This window comes from Gluconobacter albidus (genome assembly GCF_002723915.1).
GTDB lineage: Bacteria > Pseudomonadota > Alphaproteobacteria > Acetobacterales > Acetobacteraceae > Gluconobacter > Gluconobacter albidus.
Genome location: NZ_BEWL01000001.1, coordinates 107,289 through 120,113 on the forward strand (window position 1 = coordinate 107,289; position 12,825 = coordinate 120,113).

At 63.0% G+C, this 12,825-nt stretch carries 16 protein-coding genes; 4 read left to right on the top strand and 12 right to left on the bottom strand.

All coding sequences use genetic code 11. The annotated features are described in order from the left end of the window. Positions 1-12: 12 nt before the first annotated feature. From asnB to GAL01_RS00545, 10 genes are read right to left on the bottom strand one after another with little or no spacing between them, the layout of a single operon-like run. The gene (gene asnB, locus GAL01_RS00500) at positions 13-1,773 is read right to left on the bottom strand and encodes an asparagine synthase (glutamine-hydrolyzing) (RefSeq protein WP_062030944.1); all 1,761 of its coding nucleotides are present in this window, start codon (positions 1,771-1,773) and stop codon (positions 13-15) included. Then, positions 1,773-2,822, bottom strand: a complete 1,050-nt coding sequence (locus GAL01_RS00505) for a glycosyltransferase (RefSeq protein ID WP_062030893.1) — start codon at positions 2,820-2,822, stop codon at positions 1,773-1,775. Before GAL01_RS00505 ends, asnB begins: the two co-directional genes overlap by 1 nt. A 36-nt stretch (positions 2,823-2,858) precedes the next feature. After that, entirely contained in the window at positions 2,859-3,779 is a 921-nt protein-coding gene (locus tag GAL01_RS00510) for a glycosyltransferase family 9 protein (protein ID WP_062030942.1), read from the bottom strand. Continuing rightward, entirely contained in the window at positions 3,779-4,465 is a 687-nt protein-coding gene (gene dnaQ, locus GAL01_RS00515) for a DNA polymerase III subunit epsilon (RefSeq protein WP_062030890.1), read from the bottom strand. Before dnaQ ends, GAL01_RS00510 begins: the two co-directional genes overlap by 1 nt. Further along, positions 4,462-5,067, bottom strand: a complete 606-nt coding sequence (gene coaE / locus GAL01_RS00520; protein WP_062030888.1) for a dephospho-CoA kinase — start codon at positions 5,065-5,067, stop codon at positions 4,462-4,464. Before coaE ends, dnaQ begins: the two co-directional genes overlap by 4 nt. A gap of 3 nt (positions 5,068-5,070) precedes the next feature. Then, positions 5,071-5,901, bottom strand: coding sequence for a shikimate dehydrogenase (locus tag GAL01_RS00525; protein ID WP_062030886.1), 831 nt, complete (start codon positions 5,899-5,901; stop codon positions 5,071-5,073). Further along, positions 5,898-6,662, bottom strand: coding sequence for an N-formylglutamate amidohydrolase (locus GAL01_RS00530; protein WP_062030884.1), 765 nt, complete (start codon positions 6,660-6,662; stop codon positions 5,898-5,900). Before GAL01_RS00530 ends, GAL01_RS00525 begins: the two co-directional genes overlap by 4 nt. 16 nt (positions 6,663-6,678) lie before the next feature. Continuing rightward, a complete protein-coding gene (locus tag GAL01_RS00535) occupies positions 6,679-7,326 on the bottom strand; it encodes a TlpA disulfide reductase family protein (RefSeq protein ID WP_062030940.1) in 648 nt (215 codons plus the stop codon). A 47-nt stretch (positions 7,327-7,373) separates the two neighbouring features. Beyond that, entirely contained in the window at positions 7,374-7,955 is a 582-nt protein-coding gene (locus tag GAL01_RS00540) for a TlpA family protein disulfide reductase (protein ID WP_062030882.1), read from the bottom strand. Further along, entirely contained in the window at positions 7,952-8,551 is a 600-nt protein-coding gene (locus tag GAL01_RS00545; RefSeq protein ID WP_062030880.1) for a TlpA disulfide reductase family protein, read from the bottom strand. The genes GAL01_RS00540 and GAL01_RS00545 overlap by 4 nt, the downstream gene beginning before the upstream one ends. A 15-nt stretch (positions 8,552-8,566) precedes the next feature. On the opposite strand from GAL01_RS00545, the gene argH reads away from it, so the two are divergent. Both argH and GAL01_RS15910 read left to right on the top strand, forming a co-directional pair. Then, a complete protein-coding gene (gene argH, locus GAL01_RS00550; RefSeq protein WP_062030878.1) occupies positions 8,567-10,012 on the top strand; it encodes an argininosuccinate lyase in 1,446 nt (481 codons plus the stop codon). After that, a complete protein-coding gene (locus GAL01_RS15910) occupies positions 10,009-10,140 on the top strand; it encodes a hypothetical protein (protein ID WP_255308560.1) in 132 nt (43 codons plus the stop codon). The genes argH and GAL01_RS15910 overlap by 4 nt, the downstream gene beginning before the upstream one ends. Here the strand turns inward: GAL01_RS15910 and gluQRS are convergent. Beyond that, positions 10,125-10,982 (bottom strand): tRNA glutamyl-Q(34) synthetase GluQRS, encoded by an 858-nt coding sequence (gene gluQRS, locus GAL01_RS00555; protein ID WP_062030876.1) that lies wholly within the window; start codon positions 10,980-10,982, stop codon positions 10,125-10,127. The two genes, GAL01_RS15910 and gluQRS, sit on opposite strands and share 16 nt — an antisense overlap. A 142-nt stretch (positions 10,983-11,124) precedes the next feature. On the opposite strand from gluQRS, the gene GAL01_RS00560 reads away from it, so the two are divergent. Both GAL01_RS00560 and GAL01_RS00565 read left to right on the top strand, forming a co-directional pair. Then, positions 11,125-11,697: an HNH endonuclease gene (locus tag GAL01_RS00560; protein WP_062030874.1), complete on the top strand. Its 573-nt coding sequence runs from the start codon at positions 11,125-11,127 to the stop codon at positions 11,695-11,697. Positions 11,698-11,761: 64 nt separating this feature from the next. After that, the gene (locus GAL01_RS00565; RefSeq protein ID WP_062030872.1) at positions 11,762-12,208 is read left to right on the top strand and encodes a CHRD domain-containing protein; all 447 of its coding nucleotides are present in this window, start codon (positions 11,762-11,764) and stop codon (positions 12,206-12,208) included. Positions 12,209-12,303: 95 nt separating this feature from the next. On the opposite strand, the gene GAL01_RS00570 is transcribed toward GAL01_RS00565, so the two are convergent. Next, on the bottom strand, positions 12,304-12,717 hold the full coding sequence (locus GAL01_RS00570) for a hypothetical protein (protein ID WP_062030870.1): 414 nt from the start codon (positions 12,715-12,717) through the stop codon (positions 12,304-12,306). Positions 12,718-12,825: the final 108 nt, after the last annotated feature.

Consider the following 12,825-nt stretch of genomic DNA (forward strand, 5'->3'; position numbering starts at 1 on the left):
TCAGTAAGCTACTCATGAAGCGCGCGAGAGAGTTTCGAATGTATTCCCGTCAACGGGAACACCCTCGATATGATGGCGGTGCCACAGCGCATAAAACAGCAAAGTCCAGGCCTGCCGTGCGACACCGCGCTGGCTGGCGCGGGCAAAAAGACGCTCCACGTCCTGCTCCGGCATCATGGCACGGATGCAGGGCTGACGGGCGACCAGCGGCCCAAGACGCTGCGCCTGTTTCTCGATCCAGGGCCCCATAGGCACCGTAAATCCCTGCTTGGGTGCAAAAGGCCGGGCCTGAGGCAAAGCATCCTGAAGCCAGCGACGCAGAAGCCATTTCCCATAACCGTCACGTACCTTGAAGGTCCCAGGCAGCGACCAGATCGCTTTGGCCACAACCGGGTCCAGGAGCGGGGTGCGTCCTTCCAGAGAATGGGCCATCAGACAGCGATCCAGCTTGAGCAACAGATCATTGGGCAGCCATTCCGCGATATCCAGCGCCTGCGCCGCTTCGAGCCCGGATAGTCCCAGAGCGAGTTCCGTCATGGCGATCCCGTGCCGCCACTGCCGTCCTCGCTGTGGGAAACGTCTGCCGAACGCCCCTGAGCGATACGGCGCACGACCACCCTTCCACCAGGGTTTCATGACCCGCCGATAGCGACCATAGCCTGCAAAAAGCTCGTCCCCGCCTTCACCACTGAGAATGACGGTGACATCCTTTCTTGCCTCGCGTGCCAGAAACCATGTCGGGATGATGGCATAATCCGCAGCCGGATCGTCCATACAGGCCACAATGGCCGGCAGATCGCGCCAGACCATGTCTTCGGTGACGGTAAGCACATGATGCTCCGCCCCGACGGAGGCAGCCAGCGCGGCGGCCTGGGCGGATTCATCCGCCGCGCCGGCATCGAAACGCGCCGTCCATGTTTTGGGATGCGGCAGTCCCAGCCGATGAGCCGCCGCCAGAATGACCGAACTGTCGATCCCGCCCGACAGGAACAGCCCAAGCGGTACGTCTGCCCGCAGATGCGCCTCCACGCTGTCGAGAAGCGCCGTGTCCAGCCGCGCCAGCGCGTCCATATCCGTCAGACCGGCCGGGACCGTATCGCGTGCCTCGTGCAGAACGTGTCGACGGCGCGACTCCACGATTCGTCCGTCCACGATCCTGAGCGTCTCACCCGGCAGGAGGCGCCGGATACCTTCGAAAATGGTGTCCTGCCCGGTTGTGAACTGAAGCTGCATCAGTTCGTCACGCGCGCCTTCGCGAACGCTTCGTCTCCCAAAGCCGCCCGCAAGCAACGCCTGCGCTTCGGACGCGAAGGCGATGCCCCCTTCGTAAGCCGCGATATAGAGCGGCTTGATCCCGAACGGATCACGCGCGAGCACCATTTCATGACGCCCCTGCTCATTCTCCACGATCGCAATGGCGTACATACCCCGCAATTCATGCGTATAGCCCGCACCATCCTGCAACCACAGATGCAATGGCGGCTCACAGTCGCTGTGTGTCTGAAAGCAGGTTGCGGGAAAACGCCTGCGGATGGCCGGGTCGTTATAGATTTCGCCATTCGCGATCAGGGCCGCCGCGCCAAGCCGGAACGGCTGCGCGCCCCCTGCGATATCGACGATGGACAGGCGCCGGTGCCGCAGGGCGGCTCCCGCCAGATCCAGCCGCCCTTCTCCGTCCGGTCCACGATGGAAAATTGCCTGCGACATGCGCGCCAGAGCCGCCTGGTCTGGACGATGTCCCGGCAGACAGGACAGGCCTGCGATGCCACACATCAGGCGCGCACCCCGTCCAGAAATGCGGACCATCGCGCCATGACCACGTTCTGCGAGAACTCCCGCTCGAACCGCGTCCGACCGTTCGCGGCAAGTTTCTGGGCTAGTACGGAGCTTTCCAGAACACTGCCGATCTGCGCGGCAAGGTCCTTTTCGTCTTCAACGGTTGCCAAGAGTCCGTCCTGCGTGCCTTCAAGAATTTCCTGCGGGCCCTGAATACGGCTTGCCACGACCGGCACTCCGGCGGAGAGCGCCTCGATCACAACATTGCCCAGTGGCTCGATGCGGGACGGGCAGACCAGAACATCACAGGCCCGCAGCCACGGGCCACTCTGCCCGATCCAGCCGGGAAGATGCACACGCTCCGCAACACCCGCTGCTTTCGCCAGCGCCTCAAGTGCGCCACGCTCCGGCCCCTCACCCGCGATCACGAGATGCACACCCGACAGATGCGTCATCGCCCGGATCAGCACATCAAAGGCCTTGTTTTCATGCAGACGGCCCAGAGCGAGTACAAACGGCACACCCTGCGGCAGAAAACCGGGCCGTTGCGGCGCCACGTCCGAAAAATCCGTCGCGAAATTTGGCAGATGATGCACCCGATCGGCAGCCCAGCCCTGCGTTTTCATCCAGTCCGCCAGACCCCGCGTATTGCCGATCAGATGATCGCAGCGGCGATAGTTCGACAGGTCGTAATATCCGCCCAGGCGCCCGGCCATCTGCCACGGCCCCGAGGGTACCAGACGCGCCGCCCGGCTCATCCACGCCACCACGATATCTGGCCTGAATGCATTCAGGCTGCGCCGCAGCCCCGGTCGGGTCCGCAGATCCAGCAGACCGCCAAACCGGAATGTCCGGGTATCAACCCCGGCTTCCTCCAGCCGTCCACACCTTCCTTCATCCTGACGGATGAGGGCCTGAACGGCGCGCCCGTCCCGCATCTGGGCCATGGTCAGGCGCTCGAAGAACAGCTCTGCGCCCCCTCTTGGGGCCCCCGCCATCACATGGGCCACACGACCCCGGTCTTCGTTGGACGATGCAGAAATCATCCTTCTTCTATCGGCCATGACCGACAGGGCATCAAGTCAGTCTGCTCCAAGGTTCGGAGCAAACACGTTTTTTTCATTCAGGATGTCCGTCGCGGTCTTCAGAACCTGCGCCACATCCAGCCCCGTCATGGGCGCATGACCTTCCGGCCCCGGCGCTTCCACGAACCGTGCCAGACGACCGGCCGGCGCGTATTCCGATGCCCGTGACGGCCCGAACAGTCCCAGCGTCGGCGTGCCCGCGGCCGCAGCCAGATGCATCAGGCCGGAATCATTGCCCACAAACAGCGCGCAACGCTGAAGAAGCGCCGCCACATCACCCAGTGTATGATTGCCGCCCAGATCCAGCGCATCGGGAAGCCCCTTCAACACCGGCTCCGCCCGCGCCCGCTCATCCTCACCGGGCCCATAAAACACGACGGGACGCAGGTTTTCCGACCGTAAGGCCTGCGCCAGCGCCACGAACCGCTCGGGTGGCCAGATCTTGCCATCCCAGTTCGCCGTCGGCCCCAGCGCCAGCCAGCGCCCTTCGGGCAATGCCACAGCCGCATTCGCCCGTTGCGCCCTGGACGTCCAGACACGCGGCATGGGCGTGCGGCGATAGCCGAGTGCTTCCCCAAGCTGCTCGATCCGTCGGCCGGGCCGACGGCCACCCCGCACGATGATCCGACGCCGTGCCCGCAGTGTCAGCCCGATCAGCGACCCCCGCAGATCCACAACCATGAACCATCGCGTCCTAAAACAGTCCCGCCACAGATCAATCCAGTGCCGGTCATGGCGGCGCTTTTCCATGGTAATGATGCGCTCGCATCGCGGGTCCGCTTCAAAAAGCCCCGCCGCCACAGGGCCACAGACCACTGTGAACATCGCCGCCGGATAACGCTTCTGCAACGCATCCAGCACGCCCGTGGAAATCACCGCATCGCCCAGACGGTTGGACGTAATGAACAGGATCCGCATCATTCGCGATGCCACACCGCGTCCTTGATGGTGTTCACGAACGCCTCATGCACCTGAAGCTCTTCCGCGGTCGGCGGGGCCATTTTCCGTGGAAGCCGGCTGGCCAGCGCGTTGATCCCGTCCGTCATGCTGCGACTGCGGGACGGACCTGCCAGACCAAGCCCACGCTGTCGCCCCCCCATCAGCTCGACATACACTTCCGCCAGAAGTTTGCAGTCCAGCAGCGCGTTATGGGTGCCGCGCTGGGACAAGTCGATGCCGAAACGGCGACACAGCGCATCCAGGCTTGCCGGAAGGCCCGGATACTTCTTCCGCGCCATTTCCACCGTGTCGATGGCCCGGCTGGCGTAGTCGAGCGGCTCGCGCCCACAGGCCTTCAGTTCGGCATTGACGAACTTGAAATCGAAGCGGGCATTATGGGCGATCATCGGGCTGTCTCCAATGAACTCCAGAAAACCGTCCGCAACCTCGGAAAATTTCGGCTTTCCCTCCAGATCCTCGATCCGGAACCCATGCACCTTGGTCGCTTCGGGCGGGATATCACGCTCGGGATGGATCAGCACATGATAGACCTCCCCCGTCGGCAGGTCGTCGATCAGTTCGAGAGCCGCGATCTCGATGATGCGGTCGCCCATATCCGGGTCAAATCCCGTGGTTTCCGTATCGAACAGGATGGATCGTTTCATGACGCCTCACGAAGCCGGTGCAGCAGGGCATGGACCTGCCGGGCGGCGTGTCCACGTGACAGGCCGGTTCGTATCACGATGTCGGCCCGGCGTCTGCGTTCATGGTCATTTATCTGACGGGCCAGCAGTCCTTTCGCATCCGCCACGCTCATGCGGCCACCACTGCGCCCGCGCTGTCGGATACGCGCAAGCCGTGTATTCATAGGGGCTTGCGCAACCACGACCAGATCGCAGCGCCGATCTTCCCCGATTTCCATGAGCAGCGGAATATCCAGCACGCAGAACCGCTCTTTCCGCGCCCGGCACTGCTTCAGAAAATGCTCCCGTTCAGTCCGCACCAGCGGATGCATGATGGCTTCGAGACGCTTAAGCGCGTCAGGGCGCGCCCTGACGACCTCCCGCAGGGCCACCCGATCCAGATGTCCGTCAGCCACCGTGCCCGGAAATGTTTTTTCAATCAGAGGGAGCGCCTTCCCCTCTTCGCCCTGAAGCACCCGGACACACGCATCCGCATCAAAAACCGGCACCCCGGCCCTGCGGAACAGTGTCGCAACCGTACTTTTCCCGGCCGCCATCCCGCCCGTCAGGCCAATAATCCGCACGCTCTAGCGCAGGCTCGCCGCCAGAAGGTCGAACGTCGTCCGGTCTGCCTCAGGATCAACACCGAACCACGCCCGAAAACCCGCCCGAGCCTGATGAACGAGCATCCCCAGACCATCCACCGTCCGCAGTCCGCGCGCCTGAGCGGCCAACAGAAGCGGCGTCTCGCGCGGCGTGTAGACGATATCGGTCACACATAGTCCGGGTGCAGCCTCCCGAAGGGCAGAATCCCAATCCATTCCGGGTTTCCCGCCCATCCCCATGGACGTGGCGTTCACCAGAAGCGAACAGCCCGACAGCAGAGACGGCCAGTCGTACCAGGCCACGGCCTCACCGCCACCAAGCGCTTCGACCAGAGCCTCGGCCCGTTCCAGCGTCCGGTTCGCAATCACAACTTCGCAGCCCCGGTCCAGCAACGCTGCCGCCACGGCCCGCGCCGCCCCACCCGCGCCGAGGATCAGGGCGCGGCCACCAATCGCGACATCATGCGCGCTCAGATTGTCGCAAAATCCCGTCCCGTCCGTACAGTCGCCGATGATGCGTCCCGCCACAAAACAGATCGTATTCACCGCTCCAGCCCGTTTCGCGGTCGGAGTGAGTTCGTCACAGGCGCGCATCGCGGCTTCCTTGTGCGGAATCGTGACATTCACGCCCTGAAAACCCGCCGCTGCCAGTCCGCGCAACGCCTGATCGAAGCCTTCCGGCCGCGTCGGCAGCGGCACATAGACGCCGTTCACGCCATTCACCCGGCACCAGTGATTGTGCATCAGTGGAGAGCGCGAATGTTCGACGGGCCAGCCCATGACGCCTGCGAGTTTCGTATGCCCGTCAATCATGCCGCCAGCCTTTCCCAGACTTTCGGCAGAAGGACCGCCAGACGCTCGGCCCACTCCCGCTGTCCGGTCTTTTCCGCGATCAGATCCTGCCGGATTTCAATTTCAAGATAAGGCAGACCACCGGCCTCCGCATGGCGCGGCACCGTGTAGTCGGACGTATCAGTCAGGACGTAAGGCTCATTATCGCCCACGCACAGCGCACTGTCTTCTCGCAGCAGGTCCAGCGCGATCGACGCCATGCGGCTGTCCGAATTGTGCAGAATGCCGATCTGCCAGGGGCGATCTTTCCCGTTCATCTGCGGTGTAAAACTGTGAAGCGCGATCAGCGCTGTCGGACGCGGGTCGCGCTCGGTCAGGACTTCCGCGATCGTGTCATGATACGGATGCAGGATCTCCCGCTCCCGCTTCGCCCGGCACGCCTCCTGCGCCGCCTGGTTGACGGGAACCGCCGTGCCGTCACTTACGAGCGGCATCGACGTCGGGTGGCCGGGCGCGCGGTTACAGTCGATCACGAGCCTCGAATAGACCTGCTCGATCAACGCCGCGCCCAGCATTTCGTGCAGCACGCGCCCCACGCCGACAATGCCGATGTCCCAGGCGATGTGCCGCTCCCAGTCCTCGGTCCGTACCCCCATATCCCCCAGCGCATCCGGAACCGCCCGCCCTGCGTGATCGCTCACGAGCACGAACGGGGACGGCATCTTTTCCGGGAAAAGAAGGAAGGGCACCGGGTCATTGGCACCAAGAAGGGGAGCAGACATCAGGACTTTACTCTTACTATCCAGCCAGAGCCTGCACAGTATGCCTCACGGCGTCCGCAGACCAGTCCATGTTCCCGATGGATTCCGCCACAACCTCGCCTTTCGCATTCAGGATCAGCGACCGGGGTACGCCATGCAGGGACATGACATCCGGTTTCAGGCTCTTCAGATCATCGGGACGCACCTGCCGGACCGACTGGATCAGCGCGGTTTGATCCGCCGTCTCCATCATCACGGCTGACAGCGGATCGACCAGAAGCGGCAGGGCGTCGATCCCGTGGCTGTCATAAAATGCCCTGACCTTGGGAATCGTGCTTCCACGCACAGCCACGGCGACGATCTGCGGCCCTTCGGCGCCCAGCGCCTTGGCCGTCGCGTTCACCGAAGGCAGTTCACGGATGCAGGGCGGGCACCATGTCGCCCAGAAATGCAGGATGAACGGTTTGCCGTACCAGTGCGACAGAGGCACGTCCTGATCCTGCTCGTTCTTCACGCTCAGTGGCGGCAACACTTTCGGCGCGGCCAGCTTACCGAAAGAGTTCGGCTCGAAAGCCAGCCCCTTTCCGGCCTCTTCCTTTGCAGCCGTTGCAGCGATGGCCCGTCCCGAAACCAGAAGGGCACCGGCTCCGCCCAGGAGATGACGGCGTGTCAGGGGAAAAGTCATGTTGGAAATCCGTTCTTTCATTACAAACAGGTCTGTCCCATCGCGGCTCAGACGATCGTGGCGGCAAGCACCCGGCGAAGCGCATCCGCGGCACCGGAAGCCCCCCAGTCCAGCGGACCCGCCGCCGTCGCGCGAATGCGCCCTTTACCATCAATCAGGAATGTTACGGGGATGGCAAGCTCCGCGGCCCCATACCAGGCCTTCAAAGCGATCCCGTCCACCGTCCATGCGGGCAAGCCCACGATACCATTACGGCTCAGGAACGCATGGACGTCGTCTGGTGATCCGCTTGAAACCGCAACCGGAACAACAGGACAATCCGGCCCCCATGCCCGAGTGAACGCCGCCAGAGCCGGAAGTTCATGGCGGCAGGGCGGACACCACGTCGCCCAGACATGGAGCAGGAAAGGCACTCCCCGTCGCGAGGCAAGTGTGGACTGCGAACCTTCAGGGCCCGACAGTCCAAGGGTAACGGGCTCCGACATCGCCTGCCCCGGCATCAGCCGACCAACCGGCATGCCGCGACGCACGACCGTCCCCGCCAGCTTCGCGGCCCCCACACCAACAAGAATGGCAAGGCCAGCCGTGCCAGCAACAACGTTCCGCCGGCTGACCAGCCCTGCCTTCACGCGGGTTTGGATGGCTGAAGGCCCGAGAGGATCTTTTCAAAGGACGCCTGACTGTCCGGCGCGCCCCACGCCATGTCCCCTTCAACGCTGGCGCGCAGCCGTCCCTGCGCATCAATCACGCAGGTCATGGGAAGGCTCGGCTCGCCGGATGTGAACCATTGGGAAAACTCGTGCTGCCCCAGCGTCCAGGGCGCGATATGCGGCAGATTACCCTGCGCCAGAAAGATCATCACCTTCGGCAGCGGACTCGCCACGGCGACCGGAATGACAGGAATGCTGGATCCCGTTTTCTCAAGGAACGCATTCAGCGCCGGAAGTTCCAGCCTGCACGGCGGACACCACGTCGCCCACAGATGCAGAATGAAGGGGCGTCCCCTCAGCGAGGAAAGCGCCAGCGTCGTACCATCGGGCCCCTTGAGCTGGAAATTTACGGGCTCCAGCCGAGGCGCGCCGGGCGTAAGCGAGGGGAGCACAGGCTGCACCCCGTCCGCCGCCTTGGCGGAATTCCCCAGCCCGCAATTGCAGAGGGAGGCTGCCGCAGCTAGGCTGGCCGCTCCTCCAAGAAGGGTTCGCCGGTCGATCTGCTTCCGAATCATCTGTTTACGGTTATCATGAAAAACGCTCCTGTCGACACACAATCAGATGCCGCCATGTCCTTTGAAGGCACAGCCGCCAATCCGCAATGGGGTGGCCGCTTTGCCTCAGGACCGGCCGCCATCATGGGTGAGATCAACGCTTCCATCGGATTTGACAAAATCCTGTGGCGACAGGACATCCGCGGCTCCCTCGCCCATGCCGCCATGCTTCAGAAAGTCGGCCTGCTGACCGAGACCGAACTGGCCGAAATCCGTCAGGGCCTTGGCGACATCGCGCAGGAAATCGGCGAAGGCCGCTTCGAGTTCTCCCCCGCCCTCGAAGACATTCACATGAACATCGAGGCCCGCCTGTCCGAGCGCATCGGCGAGGCTGGCAAACGTCTGCACACGGCACGCTCGCGCAACGATCAGGTCGCCACCGATTTCCGCCTCTGGGTGCGTGACGCCATCGACGGCCTTCAGGACCAGACCGCCGCCCTGATGCGCTCCCTCGCCACCCGTGCGCTGGAGCATGCCGCAACGCCGATGCCGGGCTTTACCCATCTTCAGGTCGCCCAGCCGGTCACGTTCGGCCACCATCTTCTGGCCTATGTCGAGATGCTGTCGCGGGACCGCGGTCGCCTGCGCGATGCCCGCGCCCGTCTGAACGAATGTCCGCTCGGTTCGGCCGCCCTTGCCGGTACGTCCTTCCCGATCGACCGCCGCATGACCGCCGCAGCGCTGGATTTCGACCGCCCGACCGCCAATTCCCTCGATGCCGTGTCAGACCGTGACTTCGCGCTCGAATTCCTCTCCGCCCTGTCGCTTCAGGCCATGCACCTGTCGCGTCTGGCCGAGGAAATCGTGATGTGGGCCTCCGCCCCCTTCGGTTTCGTCACCCTGTCCGATGCCTTCACGACCGGCTCGTCCATCATGCCGCAGAAGCGCAACCCGGACGCCGCCGAACTGGTGCGCGCCAAAATCGGCCGCATCATGGGCGATTTCGTAGGCCTGCTCACAGTCATGAAGGGCCTGCCCCTCGCCTATGCTAAGGACACGCAGGAAGACAAGGAACCTGTCTTCGACGCGACCGAGGCCATGACGCTCTCGCTGGCGGCCATGGACGGCATGATCCGGGACCTGAAAGCCAACGCACCACGGATGCGCGAGGTCGCGGGCATGGGCTTCTCCACCGCCACGGACCTCGCCGACTGGCTGGTCCGCGAACTGCGCGTCCCCTTCCGCACCGCCCATCACGTCACCGGCCGTCTGGTCGGCATGGCGGAACAGAAAGGCTGCGATCTGGCCGATCTGTCGCTCGAAGAGATGCAGTCCGTCGAACCACAGATCAACAAGGGCGTCTTCGATGTCCTGACCGTCGAAGCGTCTCTGGCCTCCCGCACCAGCGAAGGCGGCACCGCGCCAGCCAATGTGAAGCATCAGGCCGAAGCGTGGCTCGCAAAACTTGGAGAAACCGCGTGAAAACACTGCTGCTCGTCAGCATGGCCGTCATGGCTCTCAGCCTGACCGCCTGCGGCAAAAAAGGCGCCCCGCACGCCCCCGGCCCCGCGCAGGACATCACCTATCCGGGCACTTATCCGCCGGAATAAGCGCCTGTCGGCAGGCTCGCCTCCAGAGCCTGCCGCACCAGCGGATGCTCCCGCACCTGCCGGGCCCTCCAGCCTCCCTGCCGCAGAACCCGCACTCCTTCCGCGCCATCCCGTTTGGACAGTTTGTGTCCCTCTGAATCGAGAATGAGCGCGTGATGCGCATAAGTCGGTTCCGGCCACCCCATCAGGTCCTGCAACACCCGCTGAACTGACGTCGCCTCATACAGATCCCGCCCCCGCGTGACGGTCGTCACGCCCTCAAGCGCATCGTCATGCGTCACGCACAGATGATAAGACACACCCGTATCCCGCCGCGCCAGAACGATATCGCCGAACGCATTGGCCTTTCCGGCAACGCGGCCATGCCCGATCTCATGCCAACCCGGCACGCCCTGCAACACCTCCAGCGCGCGCGCCATATCGAGGCGCCAGCCCGGCTCCCGACCCGCATGAACTGGCCCGTGCCGACACATCCCCGGATAAACGAGGCTTCCATCCGGCGCGGTCTGCGTCGCGGCCTCGGCAATCTCCCGTCGCGTACAGAAACACGGATAGAGCAGCCCCCGCTCCCGCAGAGTCTTCAAAACGACCTGATATTCAGGCAAATGTCTGGACTGACGCCGCACCGGCTCATCTGACGACAGTCCAAGCCATTCCAGATCCTCCCGCAGCGCCGCTGTCAGCTCCGGCGTACAGCGCGTCGTATCAATATCCTCGATACGGATCAGGAACCTTCCGCCCTCACCCGCCATGATCCGCGAATAGAGCCCTGACACCACATGTCCCAGATGCAGAAACCCCGTAGGACTCGGCGCAAATCGTGTCGTAGCGGGAGGCGTCATGAATGTGTCACCAGCGTTTGCTTGCGGTCCGCGCAGTTTACTGGAATAATTTCCTCAAAGAAGCCGACGACACGTGTTTTCCCGCTGTTTGTCCCGTTTTCATTCGGCGCCTAATCCCGCATGTGTCGTCCTTGCAGAAAGGATGCGTGTGGTGTCCGTCAGCGGTCAGCATTTTCCGGCTCTTGTCCTGAACGCGGATTTCCGTCCGCTGTCCTATTTCCCGCTCTCGCTCTGGTCCTGGCAGGAAGCCGTCAAAGCCGTCTTCCTCGACCGCGTCTCGGTCCTTTCCGAATATGAAGATGCCGTCGTCCATTCCCCCAGCCAGAGCATGCGCCTGCCCAGCGTTATCGCCCTGAAGGACTACATCCCCACCGCCCGCAAACCCGCCTTTACGCGCTTCAACGTCTTCCTGCGGGACAATTTTTCGTGTCAGTACTGCCATGACCGATTGCCCACGCATGAGTTGACCTTCGATCACGTCATCCCCCGTGCCCGCGGTGGGCGCACGACATGGGAGAATGTTGTCACCGCGTGCAGCCCCTGCAACCTGCTCAAGGGCTCAAAACTGCCAAGCGAGCTCGGCATGCACCCACACCGCAAGCCGGTCCAGCCCAGCAGCCGCCGCCTTCAGGAAAATGGCCGGACCTTCCCGCCTCATTATCTTCACGAAAGCTGGCGCGATTATCTGTACTGGAATACCGAACTCGAAACCTGAGCAGACGTTCAGTCAGTCCAAGTTCTGGTCAATTTCTGGCCAGCTTCTGCAAGGATGGACTTCCATGCGCACAGGACTTCTGCTGACGACGCTGGCCCTCGGCCTTTCCGTCACTGCTCTTCCGGCTTCCGCCGAAACCCTGCATCTTTTCGGCCCGTTCAAAGGCGAACACGGCGCCACGGCTCCGATCAAGGGTTCGGCATCCGCCATGCTGGACACCACGAAGAACACCCTGACCTATCGCTTCGAGGACAATGGTCTGTCCGGCCCCGTCACGGCTGCCCATCTTCATGGCCCAGCGGCGGCGGATGAGGATGCCGGTGTTCTAGCCCCGATCAACGGCCCCTACACCACCCGCATGACCGGCACGCTCCAGCTTACGCCCGATCAGGTCAAGGACGTTCAGGCCGGGCGGAGCTATATCAATCTTCACACGGAAAAATTCCCGGACGGAGAAGCCCGCGCCCAGCTCACCACGGAACTGACCGGTCACCGTCACCACGCGGAATAAGCCTTTCATCCTAAAAAACCAGAAAAGGCCTGCCCCGTAAGGGACAGGCCTTTTTCATGGACGAGCGACAGATCCAGTCTGTCAGGCAAGCATTTTTACTCGCCTGCTGCCGGGCTTTTCGCCTCAGGGGCCTTGGCGGGCTGTCCCGGATCAAGATCGTGAACGGCCTTTTTCGTCCAGACACCGGTGTCGTGCACCGCGTCCTTGGTACCGTTCTTCGTGGCCTTCCAACCTTTTTTGCTTTCCTTGCCAGTCCAGCGCGCCGCATCGGAAACGCCATCCTTGGTAGCGTCCCAGCCCTTGACGCTCTGTTTCTTCGTCCACTGCGCTGCATCGGACGTGTCATGACGGACCGCAGCCCAGGACTGACGCACACTCCGGCACAGATCAGTTTCGCAGGGCTTTTCAGCCGTATCAGCCGCCATAGCCTGCGGAGCCATCCCCAGCGGCATCACGGCCAGAGCGGCAAGAAGCAGAGGGGCGGAAGAGGAAATGAACCGGATCGACATCGCAAGTCTCCTGTTTTCAGATGTAACCACCCTGTCACTCCCCGCAAAGACGGGCAAGTCCACAAGCCCGACTGCGCCGCACCGCCCGGCAAGCACCACAAAAAAACC

What these genes read in the sequence shown, in the direction of transcription:
- asnB (WP_062030944.1), bottom strand. Translation starts at nt 1,773, where the DNA reads ATGTGTGGCATCGCAGGCCTGTCCTGTCTGCCGGGACATCGTCCAGAC.
- GAL01_RS00505 (WP_062030893.1), bottom strand. Translation starts at nt 2,822, where the DNA reads ATGATTTCTGCATCGTCCAACGAAGACCGGGGTCGTGTGGCCCATGTG.
- GAL01_RS00510 (WP_062030942.1), bottom strand. Translation starts at nt 3,779, where the DNA reads ATGCGGATCCTGTTCATTACGTCCAACCGTCTGGGCGATGCGGTGATT.
- dnaQ (WP_062030890.1), bottom strand. Translation starts at nt 4,465, where the DNA reads ATGAAACGATCCATCCTGTTCGATACGGAAACCACGGGATTTGACCCG.
- GAL01_RS00525 (WP_062030886.1), bottom strand. Translation starts at nt 5,901, where the DNA reads ATGATTGACGGGCATACGAAACTCGCAGGCGTCATGGGCTGGCCCGTC.
- GAL01_RS00530 (WP_062030884.1), bottom strand. Translation starts at nt 6,662, where the DNA reads ATGTCTGCTCCCCTTCTTGGTGCCAATGACCCGGTGCCCTTCCTTCTT.
- GAL01_RS00535 (WP_062030940.1), bottom strand. Translation starts at nt 7,326, where the DNA reads ATGACTTTTCCCCTGACACGCCGTCATCTCCTGGGCGGAGCCGGTGCC.
- GAL01_RS00545 (WP_062030880.1), bottom strand. Translation starts at nt 8,551, where the DNA reads ATGATTCGGAAGCAGATCGACCGGCGAACCCTTCTTGGAGGAGCGGCC.
- argH (WP_062030878.1), top strand. Translation starts at nt 8,567, where the DNA reads ATGAAAAACGCTCCTGTCGACACACAATCAGATGCCGCCATGTCCTTT.
- gluQRS (WP_062030876.1), bottom strand. Translation starts at nt 10,982, where the DNA reads ATGACGCCTCCCGCTACGACACGATTTGCGCCGAGTCCTACGGGGTTT.
- GAL01_RS00560 (WP_062030874.1), top strand. Translation starts at nt 11,125, where the DNA reads ATGCGTGTGGTGTCCGTCAGCGGTCAGCATTTTCCGGCTCTTGTCCTG.
- GAL01_RS00565 (WP_062030872.1), top strand. Translation starts at nt 11,762, where the DNA reads ATGCGCACAGGACTTCTGCTGACGACGCTGGCCCTCGGCCTTTCCGTC.
- GAL01_RS00570 (WP_062030870.1), bottom strand. Translation starts at nt 12,717, where the DNA reads ATGTCGATCCGGTTCATTTCCTCTTCCGCCCCTCTGCTTCTTGCCGCT.